We start from the raw sequence: 16,857 nt of genomic DNA on the forward strand, positions 1-16,857 counted from the left end.
GGGCAGGGGGCTTTGCCCCCTCTGCGCGTGCCGCGCATTCACCCCCAGAGGTATTTGGGGCCCAAAGAAACAGCGGGCCAGGCACCTTAGACGGCGCCGGAGTGTCAGGCGTTCAGTCGATGTAGCGGAAACAGACGGTCAGCACGCCGTCATTGTCCGCCAGGTCCGCGTCGTCCTCGTTGATGCGAAAGGCGATACTGTCGACGTTCATGTTGAAGGCCCCGGCCTGTTGGATGGCGCCGTGAAAGCGCGTCCACTCCATTTCCTGCGCGGCGCCGGCCACCTCGAAGCGGACCAGCAGCGCGCCGTGAGAGGCGCTGACCCGCGGGCGCGCCTCGGGACGCGCGGCCAGGGCCTTGGAGGCCAGACCGCCATGACCCTGCGTGCCCGCCGGGGTCAATCCCGGTTCCACCGACCAGAAGCCGGTGGACCGGACGTCCTGAACAAGCCCCGCCGGGAAATCGGCATCCTGCCAGCCCAGCCTGGCGTCGATGTCATGACAGACATCCCCGGCCCAGGCGGGGCCGGCAAGCAGGGCGGCGATCAGGGCAAGCCGTGTCATGCCAGGTGATCCACCACGTCCAGGTGCTGGGCCAGCGTCTGCACCGCGCCCATGTAGCGCTCGACCAGTTTCGGGTCCGAGGGCGCCGCGCTGACGCCGGCCGGAACCTCGCGGTTGAGCACCGATTCCACCGCCAGGGACACCGGGACAGAGACCAGTCGCGCCATTGCGGAACTGCGCTCGTCGCCCCAGGCATCCATGACATAGGTCTTGTGATAGACCGGCACGCCGTCCTTCGCGGCCTCCAGCGCGACGCAGAGCACCACGCGGTCGGGTTCGCCCTCGTCGTAGGCGTTTTCCTGCAGCAGCTTGTCCGCGATTTCCTGCAGGCGGTCATCCGTCGCGGTGCCGGCCTCGGCAAAGATGTCGGCCCAGGCCTCGGCCCAGCCGTTCAGGCGCAGGGTGCCGCGGACGAAATCCTTGACCTTCCAGCCTTGCTCGAAGCCGTATTCCGCCATGAAGGGCAGGCTGTCGCGGTTCGGATAGACCTCGAAGCTTTCGGGTGTGGGCAGCGGTGCATCATAGCGCGACAGCGCGTCCCAGGGCCGGTTCACGTTCAGTTCGGAGAATTGCCGGATCGAGCGCGAGGGCGAGCGCAGCGCTTTCAGGACACCCACCGGCGCCCAGCTGAACTTGTAGCGGAAGGCGTTGGGGATCTTGGGGACGCCGCCGCAGTAGGAGGTGAAGGACAGCGCGTTGTCCGGATCGAAGGCCTCCGAGGCGCGGTAGTCGGCCATCAGCCAATGCGCCATCAGGTGGTCGATGCCCGGGTCAAGGCCGACCTCGTTCACCAGCCTGGCGTCAGCCTGTTTCGCGCGTTCATCCAGGGCGCGCATCTCGGGCGCGATATAGCTGGACGAGACGAAATCGGCGCCTTTTTCCAGCGCCAGTTCCGCCAGCGGCACATGCCAGTCGCCGGGCAGCATCGACACGATCACGTCGCCCTTTTGCAGCACCGCGCCCAGGGCCGCGATGTCGAAGGCGCGGATGTCATCGGTCAGGTCGCCCACGGCCTCGCGGGCCTTGGCCTCTGTCCGGTTCCAGACGGTCACGGGGTGGCCGTTTTCGATCAGGCGGCGCAGGCCGGGCACGGCCGACAGGCCGGTGCCGCACCAATGGATGGTCATGTGCGTTCCTCCGGTTTGTGTTTCAGGTAGGTCTCATGCGCCCGTCCCCAGACGCCCGTGTCGATGGCATCCAGCGTCAGCAGGTGGGGCAGCAGTTGTTCCGCGAAATCCAGCGAGGATTCGCGCGGCAGAAGCGAGGGCAGGTTGTCGATCGCCATCACGTCCAGCGGCGGCGCCTCGCAGACGCGGGTCACGGGCGCGGCCCAGCTTGTCGCCGCGTCGTAGATCGGGATCGGGTTGAAGCGGCTGTCCGGGTCGCAGGCGATATCGCCGATCACGCGCAGGGCGCGGGGGCTGTCAACGGAATCGCGCGGGACAAAGACCGGCACGCCCTCGGTCGCCAGGATGCAGTTCAGGAATACCCCGTGATCCAGGATTTCCGGAAAGGGGCCGCCGTGGGCGGTTTCGGCCATGTCCCAGCAGGTGACGGGCACATCCATCTGCGCGCAGAGATCCCGCGCCCCGCTGCCGACGCGGCCCAGGGCGCCGATCACGATGGCCGAGCCGCAGGGCGCAATGTCCAGCGCCGCGCGCAGGTCGTCCTGCAGCATGTTCGCATCGTTCCATGTGTGGACCGGGGGGCAGGTCTTGCCATCCGCCTGCGCGGCCCAGGCCAGCAGCGACACCGCGGCGCCCGCGTAGCCGGCCCAGTATCCGAAGGCCGCAACCCGGCGGCCGTTTTCATCCACCAAGTATTCCAGATCGTAAAGCGCGCCGCCCCCGGCGGCAAAGCGTTTCAAAAGGCGCGCGCCCGCCGATTGCCCTTTGTAGGCGTGGCCGAACATGATGTGGCGGTGCACCAGCGGCGTGTCCGCCTCGGGCAGTTCCTTGAGGCCAAAGATGATCGCGTCGCGCGGGGCCTCGGGCCAGCTGCCCTCGGGCACGATGGTGGCCCCGGCCGAGGCGAAATCGTCGATCGGCAGGATGCGGGTCGGACTGTCCTCGACGGTGACGCGGATCCCCTTGTCGCGCAGGGCGGTGATGCCTGCGGGGGTGATGCCGGTGCGTTCCTCGTTGGGGCGGCTTTCCGCCCGGATCCACAGATGTGTCATGTGCGTTCCTGGTGTTTGCCGGGCAGAGAACCTGCGCGCGGGCCGGGGTGCAAGGATTTTCCTCTGCCCGCACCTTACAGGTGGCTGCGGGCGTGCTGTCGTTCTGCGCTGTCGAGATGGGGCAGGGCGTTGAACTGGGTCATGGCCAGGCCGGTGGCCAGCGGCTGGATGCGGTGCAGAGAGCTGTTCTCGATGGCCAGGCACAGATGTGCCATCGCCTTCAGCTCCAGTTGCATGATGACCCGCATGGCCATGCCGATCAGCCCGCCCGAGGTCACCACCAATGCGCGGCCCTCGCCGTCCGCGATCTCGGTCAGGGCTTCGGTCACGCGGGTCTCGAAAGCCTCCCAGCTTTCCGGAGCCCCTTCGATGGCGCCATCGCGCCAGAGCGCCAGCAGCCGGGGCATGTGGCGGATGAATTCCTCCCGGTCGCCGGGAATGGCGATGCCGTGCTGGGCCTCGATCAGTTGCGCCATGTCGAAATAGGCCAGTTCGTTCAGTCGGGCGTCCTGCACCGGCGCGGCGAGGCTCTCGGGTGAGATGCCCTCGACGGTTTCCCGATGACGGCGCAGCGTGCCCGAGTAGACGCGGGCGAATTTCTCGCCCGTCTGCTCGAAATAGCCGCCCAGCCAGCGGGCCTGCTGCCAGCCCAGTTCGCTCAGCCGGTCATAGCTGCCTTCGTCCCGGGCGCTGGAATTGGCCTGCCCGTGGCGGACCAGGGTAATGAAGGACATGGAGAAACTCCGCTCTTTTGCCCGGCTGATACGCCGCGCCGACGCGAAGCGAAAGGCCTACCCGGGCGGGGTGGGGGAAATCGTCGGGGCAGCGCAGGGACGCCCCCCGATACGGACGCCGTCAAATGCGGCTTTGACCATTGTTGGCCGCCCGTTGCACCGCGCCCCTACTGGCAAATCCCGTCTTCGCCCGTTAGATAGGGGCAAAAGCAGAGGACGCGACGTGAAAGACAAGGCTGGACATCGACTGACCCGCGACGGCATCCGCATCCATTCCCAGGCGGATTTCGAAGGAATGCGCGTGGCCGGACGGCTGGCTGCGCAGCTGCTGGACGAGGTGGCGGAACTGGTTGAGCCGGGCCAGACCACCGGCGCCATCGACGCCTACATCGAACGCCGCGTGACCGAAGAGGGCGCCACCTCGGCGACCATCGGATACAAGGGCTACCAGCACGCCACCTGCATCAGCGTCAACCACGTCGTTTGCCACGGCATCCCCGGCGACAAGAAGCTGAAAGACGGCGACATCCTGAACATCGACGTGACCGTGATCGTCGACGGCTGGTACGGCGACACCAGCCGGATGTATGTCGCGGGCAAGCTCAGCCGCAAGGCGGAACGCCTGATCCAGGTCACGCATGATTCCCTGCTGACGGGGATCGAGGCGGTCAAGCCCGGCAACACCTTCGGTGACATCGGTCATGCAATCCAGACCTTTGTCGAGGCCAACCGCATGTCCGTCGTGCGCGATTTCTGCGGTCACGGTCTGGGGCAGGTGTTCCACGCGCCGCCCAACGTGCTGCACTATGGCCGCCCCGGCACCGGCCCGGTTCTGGAAGAGGGCATGTTCTTCACCATCGAACCGATGGTGAACCTCGGCCGCCCCGAAACCAAGGTGCTGGCCGACGAATGGACCGCCGTCACCCGGGACAAGTCGCTTTCCGCCCAGTTCGAACATTCGGTGGGCGTGACCGCAGACGGGGTCGAGATCTTTACGCTCTCGCCCGCGGGCCGATTCCACCCGACCTACTGACCCGAAAATTTGCCCAATGCCGAATAGGGGCGTCGCTTTGGCGTCGTTCTTGGGCTGTCCTTTGCCTTTGGCCTTGCAGAGGCGAATGCTGACCGGGCTTTTCCCGAATTGATTGCGTGACGCTGTGTAAGGTGGTATCTCTTGCGGCACATTCAGGCATAAGTTGTTTCGTCGGAATGTCGTGGTTTTGTCTGTTGACCAACCATAATCTCAAGGGAGATCTCTGATGTCCGATTTTTGCAAGGTGGCGGTTGCCGCCCCGATGGTCTTTGCCTTTTCGCTTTTTGTTCCCGATGTTGCGCAGGCCGCCGACTCGCGCGTTTGCGTCAAGAACGATGGCGCCTTCGTCGCCCGGTTCGAGGTGGATTACGATGAGGGAGGGAGACGGGTTCACACCCATTCGGGCAATTTCACCGCAGGCACCCAGAAATGCATCCGCGTGCCGGAGGACTCGACCAACATGTTCGTGTCGGCGCAAGAGGAATGGTTCATCGCGTCGTGGAGCACGGTCTGCGAGAAGGGCTTTGACGGACCGGAGGACCTCAACCTGACCTTGTCGGGCACGACACTGAACGCGAAATGCTCGGGCATGTGACCGCTTGGGCCGATGCGTGATGCAGGCTGCCGGGGTCCCGTTCCGGACCCCGGCGTTGTTTGCTCAGACACCCTGTTTGCGGGGGGACACTCTCACCACTGCCACAGCGCCGGGACAAAGCGATAGGCGTCACCCTCGGCGGCAATGTGCCCCACGCCGGGGAAGGGGAAGTGATAACCCAGCACCGCCATCCTGTCCGTGGCCGCCATGTCCAGCAGGCGCTTGCGCGTGGCCACGGTCTGTTCACCGTCCATGTCGAAATTGCTGACCCACTCGGGGCGCACGGTGCTCATCCAGGCGTGGTTCATGCTGTCTCCCAGGGCGATCAACTGCTTGCCGCCGGATTCGACCACCACCGACATGTGCCCGATGGTGTGGCCGGGCGTGTCGATGACCCGGATGCCCGGCGCGATTTCCGCCTCGTCGTCGACCACGGTCCACTCCGCACCGTCCACGTTCAACGAATTCACCGCGCCGACGACGAATTGCTGCATCTCGGTGGGCACGCTGTTGACCAGACCGTCCTGCAACCAGAAGTCGCGCTCGGTCCCGCCGATGAAGAACTGGGCGTCCGGCAGGATTGCCTCGTCGAAATCGTCGCGGATGCCCCAGACGTGATCCGGGTGGGCGTGGGTGATGACCACATGGGTGATCTCGCTGGCGTCGATCCCCGCCGCGCCGAGGTTCTCCATCAGCTTGCCCGCCGTCGGCAGGAACCGGTTGCCCGAACCGACATCGACCAACACCTTGGCCTCGCCCAGTTCGATCACCAGGTGGTTGGTGTGCGAATAATTGGTCTCGGTCGACAGGAAATAGCTTTCGAGGAAAGCCTTTACTTGTTCGGGGTCGGCGTTCACGCCCAGACCGTTGGCGGGGATTTCAAGGTGCCCGTCCGAAACGACGGTCAGCACCGCCTCGCCCAGCTGGAACCGGAAATGCGCCGGGTTGGCCCCGGCGGGCGCGCCCAGGGTCTGCGCGCGGGCGGGCGAGGCCGCCAGCGCGGGCAGCGCCAGCGCCGGGGACAGGGCCGCGATGTTCAGCAGGTCACGGCGCGAAGGGCGAAAGATGGACATGGATACCTCCCAGTCATTCATGCATTTGAATGGGAAGATACCATCAAGACGCGAAACTTCCAGCGGCTTGGCAAGAGATGATGCCCATCCGTTCCGCTGACCCCGCGCCGGGGCTTCGGCTCACGCCTGCGCTGCCGCCCGCAACAGCGTCACATGCGTGTCGCCATAACGCCGCGTGTCCAGCAGATCAAAGCCTGCGGGCGCGGCCTGCGGCGCCTTCTCTTCCCAGACCACCAGCGCGCCCGGCGCGATCCAGCCCTGCGCCCGGGCCGAGGCCAGCGCCTTTTCCCCCAGCGCCTTGCCATAGGGCGGGTCCAGGAAGATCAGCTCGCAAGGCGCCTCTGCCGGGGGCAGGCGGGTGGCATTGTGGCCGATCAGCCGGGCGCGGTCGCCACAGCCCAGCGTTCGGATGTTCTCGCGGATCAGCTTGCCGGCCACGCGCCCGTCATCGACAAAAACCGCGCTCTCGGCTCCGCGTGACAGGGCCTCCAGCCCCAGCGCGCCGGTCCCGGCAAACAGGTCCAGCACGCGGGTCCCGTCGAAGGGATCGCCGAAACGCCCGCCGCCCAGCATGTTGAACAGCGCCTCGCGCACGCGGTCTGTGGTGGGGCGCAGATGCGCGCCGGCATCCCCCTTGCCCAGGGCGGCCAGCCGCCGCCCGCGCCAGTCACCCGCGACGATCCTCACGCCTTCAGCAATGCCTTGAGGTTCGTTTCCGGGTCGGCAACCGCTGCCGGGTCGGGGCTCTTGCCCGCCTCGATCAGCCGTTTACCGACCATGTAGGACCGGCTGTCGTTCATCGCGTCGACCGCCAGCAGCGTGTCACCGGCATAGTACCAATGCGCGCGGGCCTCGCCATCCTCGCGGACCACGATCCGGTCATAGCCGGCGTTCAGCCCGGCGATCTGCAGCTTGACGTCGTATTGATCCGACCAGAACCAGGGCTTGGCGACGTAATCGCGCCCGGCGCCCATGATGTTGTCGGCCACCAGTTCGCCCATGTCGATCGCATTGCCCACCGACTCCAGCCGCATCCGCTGGCCGTTCTGCGGGAAGGAGGCGCAATCGCCCGCCGCCCAGATCGCCGGATCGCTGGTCTGGCCATGCGCATTGACCGCGATGCCGTTGTCGATCTCCAGCCCGCAAGCCTCGGCCAGAGTGGTGGCGGGGGTGATGCCGACGCCGACAATCACGAAATCCACGTTCAGAACGGTTCCATCGGCCAGCTCGGCGCCGGTCACGCGGGTCTCTCCGATCAACCGTTTCAGGCCCACGCCCTCGCGCAGGTCCACGCCCCGCGCCTGGTGCAAGTCGCGGAACCAGGCAGAAGTTTCCGGCGCGGCGACCCGTTGCAGGATGCGGTCCGCAGCCTCGACCAGCGTCACTGTCAGCCCCAGCTTGGTGCAGACCGCCGCGGCCTCCAGCCCGATATAGCCGCCGCCGACGACCAGCACGCGCTTGCCCTCGGTGCAGTCGGGGGCCATCCTGTCCACGTCGTGCAACGTGCGGACGACATGCACGCCTTCCAGCTCGCCACCGATGGCGCCCGGCAGGCGTCGCGGTACCGATCCGGTGCAAAGCACGCAATGGTCGTAGGAAATTGACTCTCCGCCGGCGATCACGGTCTTGTCGGCCCGGTCGATGGACACCACCGTGTCAGAGGTCCGCAAGTCGATGCCGTTCTCGGCGTAAAAGGTCTCGGGCCGCAGGAACAGCCGTTCCAGCTCCATCTTGCCCAGCAGGTAATCCTTGGACAGCGGCGGGCGCTGGTAGGGCGGCACCGGCTCTTCGCCGATCAGGGTGATCTTGCCCTCGTGCCCCTTCGACCGCAGCCGCGCCACCAGAGAGGCCGCCGCCTGTCCTGCGCCGATCACCACGACATCGCTCATATTTCCACCCTCCGGTTTTCCTTTGCCCGCGACACCCTATAGTCCTGCATCAGAGAAACGCAATTCGCAGGAGCGACAGGACAATGGCAATTTCCGCAGGTGACAGCCTCCCCGAGGCAACTCTGTCCCGTATGGGCGACGAGGGCCCCGAACAGGTCAAGCTGAGCGACCTGACCAAGGGGCGCAAAGTGGCAATCGTGGGCTTTCCGGGCGCCTTCAGCGGCACCTGCGACCAGGCGCATCTGCCCAGCATCATCCGGGTCAAGGATCAGCTGGCGGCGAAAGGTGTCGAAGAGATCATCGGCGTTGCGGTGAACGATGTTTTCGTCATGGCGGCCTGGGCAAAGTCCAGCGGCGCTGAAGAGGCCGGGATCACCATGCTGGGCGATCTCGATGCCTCTTTTGCCAAGAGCATTGGCATGGATTTTTCGGTGCCCGAGATCGGGTTCTACGACCGACTGAAACGTCTCACCATGCTGGTCGAGGACGGCAAGGTGACGGTTCTGAACGTCGAGGATACGCGCGGCTGCACCAATTCCTCCGGTGAGGCGCTGGTCGAGGCGATCTGATCCCCGACCCATTGGCCCGGCGTTCCTGCCGGGCCGTCAGGTCACCTGTCACAGGCTGTCGAGCTTGCGCGCCAGCTTGGCGTCCAGCGAGGACAACCCGCCCACGTCATGCGTCGACAGGGTCACCTGCACGGTCTTGTAGACGTTGAACCATTCCGGGTGGTGGTTCCATTTTTCCGCCCAGAGCGCCGCGCGGGTCATCCAGGCAAAGGCCTCGGTGAAATCCTTGAACTGGTAGGTCTTGGCGATCGCATCGCGCCCCTCGACCATCTCCCAGCCCGACTCCAGCAGCGGTTCCAGCACGGTCTTGCGGGCGGTGTCCGACAGTTTCTCAGTCATTCGTGGTCCTCCTGTCTGTCTTTGCGGAAGGGGCCGTAAGCGGTCAGCACCTCGATGTCCTCGTCCACCGCGCGCCGCTCCGCGTCGAGGTAGCGCCCCACCGCATCGGCAAAGCCCTGGTCGGCGATCCAGTGCAGCGAATGGCACTGGCGCGGCAGGTATCCGCGCGCCAGTTTGTGTTCGCCCTGCGCCCCGGCCTCGACCGCGGCCAGCCCCAGTGCGATGGCAAGGTCGATGGCCTGATAATAGCACGCCTCGAAGTGCAGGCAGGGGTGATCTTCGACACAGCCCCAATAACGCCCGTAAAGCGCATCGCGCCCGATGAAGTTCAGCGCCCCGGCCACGGGCCGCCCGTCACGCGTGCACATGACCAGCGCGATGTCGTCGCGCAGGGTCTCATGCGCCGCCTCGAAGAAGGCCCGCGTCAGGTAGGGGGTGCCCCATTTGCGGCTGCCGGTGTCCTGGTAAAAGACCCAGAAGGCGTCCCAGTGCTCGGGGCGGATCTGGTCGCCGGTCAGCATCTCGATCTCGCCGCCGAAATCCTGCGCGCGGGCGCGTTCCTTGCGGATGTTCTTGCGCTTGCGCGAACTCAGCGAGGCCAGGAAGGCGTCGAAATCCGCGTAGCCGTGGTTCTGCCAGTGGAATTGCTGCGTGACCCGGCGCAGCAGCCCCATCTTCTCGCCCGCGATGGCCTCTGCCTCGGTGCAAAAGGTGACATGCATCGAGGACAGGCGGTTTTCGGCCCCCAGTTGCACCGCGCCCTGCACCAGCGCCGACATGCCCGCAACCTCGTGCCCGGGCTTGGTCAGGAACCGCCGCCCGGTGGCGGGGGTAAAGGGCACGGCGATCTGCAGTTTCGGATAGTACCGCCCGCCCGCGCCCTCGTAGGCATGGGCCCAGTTGAAATCGAAGATGTATTCGCCCTGGCTGTGACTTTTGCCGTACATCGGCGCCACCGCAATCGTCTCTTCCCCGTCGCGGACCACAAGGTAACGCGGGTCCCAGCCGGTGCCCGCCCCGACTGAACCGCTGTCCTCCAGCGCCTTGAGAAAGCGGTGCGTGGTGAAGGGATCGTTGGGGCGCCCGCCGTCCGCGGCCTCGGGACAGGCGCAGGCGTCCCAGGTCGCGGCGGCGATCTGGTCCAGCGAAGACAGCACTTCGACGGTCAGGGTGGGGGTCTGGCTTTGATCCGTCATAACATCGCTCAATCTGGCATCCCTTGCGCGCCGATCAAGCCATGTACCCCTCGAAGGTCACATTCTCGGCGACCTGCCGCGCCTGCGCCTCCTCTTCGGGCGATCGGATCGTCCAGCAGAGCACGTTCAGCCCGCGCGCCTTTTGCCGGGCCACCTGCGGGCTGTTCAGATCGTGGTGGTCGTGGCTGATGAACCCGGCGCCCATCTCCTCGATCCCCGGCATCTCGCGCAGCTCTGCGCGGGCCTCGGCCCCCAGTGTCGGGTGATCCTCGGGCGTGCAGGCGCAGGTGGTCAGCCCACGCGGGACATCGGGACAGAGCCGGGCCATCTCGGCCGCCGAATGCGGGTTGAAGGACATGAAGGCCAGCGGGCCTCGATAACCCTGTGCGGCCTCGGCGGCGGCACGTTCCAGCCGCCCCACGTTCGGCCCCATCCGCCCGTCCTGGTCCTTGAGTTCGACCAGCAGCGGCACGGCGCCTCCGACGATCTCCAGCACCTCGGCGAAACGCGGCACGCCCTCGTCCCCGCCCAGCAGGGTCAGCCCCGACAGGTCGGCTGCGCTGCGTTGCTGGATCGGCCCGCTGGCCCCGGTCAGCCGGGTCAGCGCGTAGTCGTGAAAGACCATCGCCTGTCCGTCTTTCGACAGTTGCAGGTCGATCTCGATTCCATAGCCCGCGTCCATCGCCGCGCGGATCGCCGCGCGCGAGTTTTCGGGCCGCCCGGGCCCGTGCAGGGCCCGGTGGGCAATCGGGCGGTCCAGAAAGGCCGCGGGCAGGGGCACCATCACGCGATCTCGAAGATGCCTTCGATCTCGACGGCGACACCCAGCGGCAGCGCGGGGGCCGAAACCGCCGAGCGCGAGTGCCGCCCCGCATCCCCCAGGATCTCGACCAGCGTGTCGCTGGCGCCGTTGATGACCTTGGGCTGATCGGTGAAATCATCTGTCGAGTTGACGAAGCCGGTCAGCTTGACCACCCGCTTGAGGCGGCTGAGGTCGCCACCGCAGGCCGCCTTGACCTGAGCCAGGAGGCTCAGCGCGCAGGCACGAGCCGCTGCGGCGCCCTCTTCGACGCTCAGGCCGGCACCCAGCTTGCCGGTGATCAGCCCGTCCGCGTTCATGCTGATCTGTCCCGAGACAAAGACCAGGTTGCCCGACAGGACGTAGGGCACGTAGTTGGCGGCGGGGGCCGGTGCGTCGGGCAGGGTCAGGCCCAGCTCGGCCAGGCGGGCGTCGATGGCGTTGGTCATGATGCGTTCCTCGTCGGATTTCGCGGCCACGCTAACGGCGCCGGAATGCGGGCGCAAGCGCCGAGACCGCGCGCCGCAAGGCTCTTGGAAAGAGCCTTGCCCAACGGCTTTGCAAAGGCGTTGAAGCGGTGTCCAAACCGCTTCAAAGGGCCCCTCAGCTTTCGCGGAAGGCCTTGGCGAAATAATCCGTGAAGGGTTTGACCAGGTAGGCCAGCGGCGTGCGGTCCTCGGTGCGGATGAAGGCCTCGACCGGCATGCCGGGGATCAGCGCCGCGCCCTCGGGCAGGCGGTCGATCTCGCCCTCGTTCAGCACGATCTCGGCCCGGTAATAGCGCACACGCGAATTCTGGTCCTCGAAGGCATCGGCAGAGATCTGCACGACCCGGCCGAACAGTTCCGGCGTCTGTCGCTGGTCGAGCGAGGAAAAGCGCAAACTCACCTCCTGGTCGACGAAAAGCTTGTCGATGTGGATCGGTTCGACCTGCGCGGCAATCACCAGCGGGCGGTCCTGCGGCACGATGAACAGCACCGGGTCCGCCGGACGGATGACCGACCGCGGGGTGAAGATCGTCAGCCCGTAGATCACCCCGCCCACCGGCGCGGTGATGTCCAGCCGGTTCAGCCGCTCACGGATGGCAAGCCGTTTTTCCGCCAGTTCGCGTTCACGGAACTGCAGGTCACGCAGAGTGGTGATCGCCTCTTCGCGGCGCTTGGTCTGCAGGCTCAGGATCTGGATGTCGATTTCGGTGATGCGGCCCTCGGCCTGCGCCTTCGAGGCCTTGAGTTCCCCCACCGATCCGGCCAGCCGCGCTTCCTCGCGCTGCAGGGCCAGGATTTCCGGCGCCCGCACCAGGCCCTGCGCACGCAGTTCCTCCTTGTTGACCAGCTCTTCCTTGATCAGCTCCAGCTGGCGCGCCAGCGCCTCCTGCTGGGCGAGGATGCCGATCACTTGGTCGGCGATCTGGTCTGAGCGTTTGCGAAGCTGCCCGATCTCGCCCTCGACGGAGTCGCGCCGGGCAAAGAAGAGGTTGCGCTGACCTTCGACCAGTTCGGCAACCTCCGGGTCGGTGACGGCGCGGTTCAGCACTTCCTCGGCAAAGACGATCTCGTCCTTGGCGTCCCGTTCCGCCTGCAGGCGGGCGCGCCGCGACATGATCTCGTACAGCTGGCCCTCGATGATGTTCAGCTCGGAGAGCAACAGGGTCGGGTCCAGCCGGATCAGCACCTGGCCTTCCGTCACGGTGTCGCCCTCGTCGACCAGGATCTTGGCGACCACGCCGCCGTCGGGGTGCTGCACGACCTGCCTGTTCTGGTCGACCTCGATCTGGCCGGAGGCCACGATGGCGCCCGAGATATTTGTCGTCGCCGCCCAGGTGCCGAAGCCCCCCACCAGGATCGTCAGGCCGATGATGCCAAAGATCATCGGCATGCGCAGGGAAAACTGTTTTTCGGGGCTCATCTGACGCCTCCCGGTCCGGCTTTCTGCAATTGCTGGTGGTTCTTGACCATGGCCTGCAACACCTCGTCCTTGGGCCCGAAGGCCGCGCGCCCGCCGTTTTCAAGCATCAGAAGCAGGTCGCATTCCTTGATGGCGGCGGGGCGGTGGGCCATGATCAGAACGATCTTACCCTCTGCCTTGAAGGTCTTGATCGCCTTGTTGACGGCCTCGGACCCCTCGTTGTCGAGGTTCGAGTTCGGTTCGTCGAGGACCAGCACCACCGGGTCGCCGTACATTGCACGGGCCAGCCCGATGCGTTGCATCTGGCCGCCCGACAGCCGTCCGCCGGCGGCCGAGACCCTTGTATCATACCCCTGCGGCAATTTCAGGATCATCTCGTGCGCGTCGGCCTTCATCGCCGCCTCGACGACCTTTTCGGCATCGGGCTGGGGCGACAGGCGGGCGATGTTCTCGGCGATGGTGCCATCGAACAGCGTTACCCGTTGCGGCAGGTAGCCGATGTGCTTGCCCAGCGTCTCGGCGCCGTATTGATCCAGGGATGCCCCATCCAGCCGGATCTTGCCACCTGCCGGGCGCCATACCCCGGTCAGGGCACGCGCCAGCGTCGACTTGCCCGCGCCCGACGGCCCGATCACGCCACAGGCCTGGCCCGGCCCGACGCTGAAGGACACCAGCCGCAGCGCCGCCTGCTGTTCGCCCGGGGCGACGACGGTCAGCTGCTGAACGTCCAGCTTGGCCTTGGGTTTCGGCAGGGCGGTGGGGGTTCCGGCCTCGGGCACCTCGGTCAGAAGCTGGGCCAGGTTGTCCCAGCCCTTGCGCGCGCGCTGCACCAGCACCCATTGCCCGATCAGCAGTTCGATCGGCGCCAGCGCCCGGCCCATCAGGATCGACCCGGCGATCATCGCGCCCGGTGTCAGCTCTCCTTGCAGGACGAGGTAGGCACCCAGGCCCAGCATCGCCGATTGCAGCAGCATCCGGAAGGTCTTGGTGATCGTGGTGAAGGTGCCGGTCAGGTCGGCGGAATGGATCTGCCCCGACAGCGCCTGCGACCGCGCCTGCATCCAGCGGGTAAAGGCATCGCCGCGCATCCCCAGCGCCTGCACCATCTCGGCCTCGGCGCGGATCTGGTCCGAGGTGCGTTCCGCCTGCATCACGGCGATGTTGGATTTCTGCGTCGGGTTCTTGCTGACCGTCTGGTTGATCAGCGTCACGGCGATCAGGAACAGGCCGCCGCAGATCGCAAGAAAGCCCATCCATGGATGGAAGATGAAGATCGCGAAGATGAAGAAGGGCGTCCAGGGAATGTCGAAGAAGGCCATCAGCACCGGCGAGGACATCAGCCGCTGCACCGATTCCAGGTCCCGCAGCCCGGTCTGGGCCAGTTCGTCGTTCTGCACCGCCGCGCGCCGCAGCACGGCGTCGAAGACCCGCAGGTCCAGCGCCGCCTGGAAGCGCGCGGCAACCCGTCCCATGATACGGCCCCGGACGTAGTCCAACAGGCCCATCATCGAGTAGAGAAAGACCACCAGCACCGACAGCGCGATCAGCGTCGCCTCGGAGCGCGAGCCAAGCACGCGGTCATAGACCTGCAGCATGTACATCGGCCCGGTCAGCATCAGCATGTTGACGAAAAAGCTGAAGATGCCGACGAACCAGTAATATGGCCGGCTTTGCCTGCGGGCTGCCCGCAATTCGTCGCGGCCGGTGTCTTTCTGTGCCATGCTCATATGCCTGTATCAGCCCTTCGTTGTGTCTTGGGCCGGAATCGGTGACAGTGAAACCCTGTCCCGTCCCATGTCGCTATTGTGCCACATGGCCGGGGATTCCGGGATCCTTCGTTGGGAAGGGGCGGAGATGAAATTACCTACCCTTTTACGGAAGGCGCGCGGCTTTCCCAAGGGGTTTGAAGAGGACTGGGGGTTGATGGTGAATGTAAGGCCGGTTGTGGTTCTGACCGTCGTTCTGGGCATCGCGGGCTGTTCCGTCCCGGGGCCCGAGGGCGCGCCGGGGGGCATCCACGACCCCTACGAGACGCAGAACCGCAAGGTGCACGACTTCAACAAGAAGGTCGACAAGACCTTCTTCAGCGGCGATGGACCGGGCTACGCCGAGACCGTGCCGCCCTTCGTGCAGGATCGCGTTTCCAGTTTTGCCGACACGGTGTCGCTGCCGCAGACCGTGGTCAACCAACTGCTTCAGGGGCGCCTGCTGCGCGCGACCAGCAACACCATGCGCTTTACGCTGAACGCGACCATCGGTGTCGGCGGCCTGTTCGACGTGGCCAATAAATGGGGCCTCAAGCCCGACGAGACCGATTTCGGTGAAACTCTGGCGGTCTGGGGCGTGCCAGAGGGCGCCTACCTTGAGGTGCCCTTGCTGGGGCCGTCGACCGAGCGGGATGCCGCCGGTGACGTGGTCGACCTGTTCACCGATCCATTGAAATACGTGGTTCCGACTCCAGATCGGTATATCGGCACGGTCGCAAAGGCCATCGACAAGTTCGGTGAACGCAGCCAGTTCAGCGGCACCGTCGATTCGGTTCTCTACGACAGCGCCGACAGCTATACCCAGTTGCGGTTGATCTACCTGCAACAGCGCCGCTACGAGCTGGGCGAAGAGGCGCCGGGGGCGGATTTCGATCCCTTCGCCGTCGACACTGAAGGTTTCTAAGAGGAGTCCCGTGATGACCCATCTCAACCGTCGCCATTTCATCGCGGCGGGCGCAGCCCTCGCCGCGATGCCAGCCATGCCCGCTCTTGCCCTGACCGGGCAGCAGGCCGCGAACCTCGTGCACAACCTCGTGAACGAGATCAACACGGTCATCGCCTCGGGCAAGTCCGAAGCGTCGATGTACCGTGAGTTCGAGCGGCTGTTCAAGAAATACGGTGACACGCCGCTGATCGCCGCCAACGTGCTGGGGGTTGCCGGGCGCAGCGCCAGCAACGCGCAGCGCAAGGCCTTTACCGAGGCCTTCACCGGCTACATCGCGCGCAAGTACGGCAAGCGGTTCCGCGAGTTCCAGGGCGGGCGCATCGAGGTGCAGTCGGTCCATGCGATCAGCCGCGGTTACGAGGTGCGCTGCGTGGCCCACATGAGCGGGTCCAAGACGCTGGAAACCGCCTTCCGCGTGTCCGACTCGAACCGGTTCTACAACCTCTTCGTGGAGGGAGCCGACATGCTGCTGTCCGAGAAGGAAGAGATCGGCGCCATGCTGGATGCCCGCCGTGGCAACATCGACCAGCTGATCGCCGACCTGCGCCGGGCTGGCTGAGCCGCGCCTGCGCGTCCTGCCCGCAGAATGATTACGGGCCGGTCCCCCTGGGGCCGGCCCTTTGCATCAATTGATGCCGTGCGGAGCTGAGAGCCTTTCAGGACAGCCCGATGACAAGAAACCCTCATTTGAAGAAAATCTTGGGAGAGGGTTGCGGTGAATGTCAGGTGTGCGGGACAAAGCGGACGTCCAAAGACACGTGGCAGTTCTATTATGTCATCGAATACGAGGGCCGGGATAAAATTTCAGTTATTCGATGATCAGTATGGTCCTTCACCGAATCATCAGTTTTTTCAGGAGACCTGTGATATTCGCCCGCATCGAACGCTTCGAATATCTCATAGAAGGGATCGGGCACCATCGTGCCCGACTCGAATCCTGAAAGCCACGCCCGCCACAAATCACTCATGATGCAGTCGCAGGTTCGGTAACTCAGAAGCCCTGCAGCATATTTTTCAGTAATCATGAGGGCGACCGAATTGTAAAACTGGTGGTTCCGCAGGTTACCAGCCCAATGCTCGATTAGCTCAGGTTCTATCTCGCGGCGAGGCTCGGCGCTCGAAATCTCAGCCATCGCCGCCAGGTGGCGTTCAAGTGTATCTCTGTCCGATGAGTTCTCTACGGCACCCAAAGCTTCGTCCCAATGCAACGGCATGCCCTGTCTCGAGCGCCAATTTCCGACACTGACGTTGTCACCATCTGGCATTTGA

The 16,857-nt window shown here is 65.3% G+C and carries 19 protein-coding genes; 5 read left to right on the forward strand and 14 right to left on the reverse strand.

Going from position 1 to position 16,857, the window contains the following annotated elements; genetic code table 11:
• Positions 1-112: 112 nt before the first annotated feature.
• From BLQ71_RS15065 to BLQ71_RS15080, 4 genes are all read right to left on the reverse strand, one after another.
• Positions 113-562: a hypothetical protein gene (locus BLQ71_RS15065; RefSeq protein ID WP_074622315.1), complete on the reverse strand. Its 450-nt coding sequence runs from the start codon at positions 560-562 to the stop codon at positions 113-115.
• Positions 559-1,689, reverse strand: coding sequence for a saccharopine dehydrogenase family protein (locus BLQ71_RS15070; protein ID WP_074622316.1), 1,131 nt, complete (start codon positions 1,687-1,689; stop codon positions 559-561). The genes BLQ71_RS15065 and BLQ71_RS15070 overlap by 4 nt, the downstream gene beginning before the upstream one ends.
• Entirely contained in the window at positions 1,686-2,741 is a 1,056-nt protein-coding gene (locus tag BLQ71_RS15075; protein WP_074622317.1) for a saccharopine dehydrogenase, read from the reverse strand. The genes BLQ71_RS15070 and BLQ71_RS15075 overlap by 4 nt, the downstream gene beginning before the upstream one ends.
• 74 nt (positions 2,742-2,815) lie before the next feature.
• Positions 2,816-3,475: a histidine phosphatase family protein gene (locus BLQ71_RS15080; protein WP_043142372.1), complete on the reverse strand. Its 660-nt coding sequence runs from the start codon at positions 3,473-3,475 to the stop codon at positions 2,816-2,818.
• Positions 3,476-3,698: 223 nt separating this feature from the next.
• On the opposite strand from BLQ71_RS15080, the gene map reads away from it, so the two are divergent.
• Both map and BLQ71_RS15090 read left to right on the forward strand, forming a co-directional pair.
• The gene (gene map / locus BLQ71_RS15085) at positions 3,699-4,508 is read left to right on the forward strand and encodes a type I methionyl aminopeptidase (RefSeq protein ID WP_074622318.1); all 810 of its coding nucleotides are present in this window, start codon (positions 3,699-3,701) and stop codon (positions 4,506-4,508) included.
• A gap of 226 nt (positions 4,509-4,734) precedes the next feature.
• Positions 4,735-5,103: a thiol-activated cytolysin C-terminal domain-containing protein gene (locus BLQ71_RS15090; RefSeq protein WP_074622319.1), complete on the forward strand. Its 369-nt coding sequence runs from the start codon at positions 4,735-4,737 to the stop codon at positions 5,101-5,103.
• 92 nt (positions 5,104-5,195) lie between these two features.
• Here BLQ71_RS15090 and BLQ71_RS15095 read toward each other — a convergent pair whose 3' ends face one another.
• The 3 genes from BLQ71_RS15095 to BLQ71_RS15105 form a co-directional block, all read right to left on the reverse strand.
• Positions 5,196-6,176 (reverse strand): MBL fold metallo-hydrolase, encoded by a 981-nt coding sequence (locus tag BLQ71_RS15095; RefSeq protein WP_074622320.1) that lies wholly within the window; start codon positions 6,174-6,176, stop codon positions 5,196-5,198.
• Between the two features lie 120 nt (positions 6,177-6,296).
• Positions 6,297-6,863 carry a 16S rRNA (guanine(966)-N(2))-methyltransferase RsmD gene (gene rsmD, locus BLQ71_RS15100; RefSeq protein WP_074622321.1) on the reverse strand — a complete coding sequence of 189 codons (567 nt, stop codon included), beginning with the start codon at positions 6,861-6,863 and terminating at the stop codon, positions 6,297-6,299.
• Positions 6,860-8,065, reverse strand: a complete 1,206-nt coding sequence (locus tag BLQ71_RS15105; protein ID WP_074622322.1) for an NAD(P)/FAD-dependent oxidoreductase — start codon at positions 8,063-8,065, stop codon at positions 6,860-6,862. The genes rsmD and BLQ71_RS15105 overlap by 4 nt, the downstream gene beginning before the upstream one ends.
• Positions 8,066-8,148: 83 nt before the next feature.
• Here BLQ71_RS15105 and BLQ71_RS15110 point away from each other — a divergent pair, with 83 nt between their 5' ends.
• Positions 8,149-8,634 carry a peroxiredoxin gene (locus BLQ71_RS15110; protein WP_043142356.1) on the forward strand — a complete coding sequence of 162 codons (486 nt, stop codon included), beginning with the start codon at positions 8,149-8,151 and terminating at the stop codon, positions 8,632-8,634.
• Between the two features lie 48 nt (positions 8,635-8,682).
• On the opposite strand, the gene BLQ71_RS15115 is transcribed toward BLQ71_RS15110, so the two are convergent.
• From BLQ71_RS15115 to BLQ71_RS15140, 6 genes are all read right to left on the reverse strand, one after another.
• Complete coding sequence (locus tag BLQ71_RS15115) at positions 8,683-8,973, reverse strand: 4a-hydroxytetrahydrobiopterin dehydratase (protein ID WP_043142353.1); 291 nt, start codon at positions 8,971-8,973, stop codon at positions 8,683-8,685.
• Positions 8,970-10,169 (reverse strand): GNAT family N-acetyltransferase, encoded by a 1,200-nt coding sequence (locus BLQ71_RS15120; protein ID WP_074622323.1) that lies wholly within the window; start codon positions 10,167-10,169, stop codon positions 8,970-8,972. Before BLQ71_RS15120 ends, BLQ71_RS15115 begins: the two co-directional genes overlap by 4 nt.
• A 34-nt stretch (positions 10,170-10,203) precedes the next feature.
• Positions 10,204-10,953: a glycerophosphodiester phosphodiesterase family protein gene (locus tag BLQ71_RS15125; protein WP_074622324.1), complete on the reverse strand. Its 750-nt coding sequence runs from the start codon at positions 10,951-10,953 to the stop codon at positions 10,204-10,206.
• On the reverse strand, positions 10,953-11,417 hold the full coding sequence (locus tag BLQ71_RS15130; protein ID WP_074622427.1) for a RidA family protein: 465 nt from the start codon (positions 11,415-11,417) through the stop codon (positions 10,953-10,955). Before BLQ71_RS15130 ends, BLQ71_RS15125 begins: the two co-directional genes overlap by 1 nt.
• Before the next feature lie 154 nt (positions 11,418-11,571).
• A complete protein-coding gene (locus BLQ71_RS15135; protein WP_043142348.1) occupies positions 11,572-12,876 on the reverse strand; it encodes an HlyD family type I secretion periplasmic adaptor subunit in 1,305 nt (434 codons plus the stop codon).
• Positions 12,873-14,603: a type I secretion system permease/ATPase gene (locus tag BLQ71_RS15140; RefSeq protein ID WP_074622325.1), complete on the reverse strand. Its 1,731-nt coding sequence runs from the start codon at positions 14,601-14,603 to the stop codon at positions 12,873-12,875. Before BLQ71_RS15140 ends, BLQ71_RS15135 begins: the two co-directional genes overlap by 4 nt.
• Positions 14,604-14,730: 127 nt before the next feature.
• Between BLQ71_RS15140 and BLQ71_RS15145 the strand changes: the two genes are divergently transcribed.
• On the forward strand, positions 14,731-15,546 hold the full coding sequence (locus BLQ71_RS15145) for an MlaA family lipoprotein (protein WP_229754886.1): 816 nt from the start codon (positions 14,731-14,733) through the stop codon (positions 15,544-15,546).
• Positions 15,547-15,559: 13 nt separating this feature from the next.
• On the forward strand, positions 15,560-16,147 hold the full coding sequence (locus tag BLQ71_RS15150; RefSeq protein WP_043142341.1) for an MlaC/ttg2D family ABC transporter substrate-binding protein: 588 nt from the start codon (positions 15,560-15,562) through the stop codon (positions 16,145-16,147).
• Positions 16,148-16,358: 211 nt separating this feature from the next.
• Here the strand turns inward: BLQ71_RS15150 and BLQ71_RS15155 are convergent, their stop codons facing one another.
• On the reverse strand, positions 16,359-16,853 hold the full coding sequence (locus BLQ71_RS15155) for a hypothetical protein (protein ID WP_074622327.1): 495 nt from the start codon (positions 16,851-16,853) through the stop codon (positions 16,359-16,361).
• Positions 16,854-16,857: the final 4 nt, after the last annotated feature.

Source organism: Antarctobacter albus (genome assembly GCF_900101505.1).
Lineage (GTDB): Bacteria > Pseudomonadota > Alphaproteobacteria > Rhodobacterales > Rhodobacteraceae > Antarctobacter > Antarctobacter albus.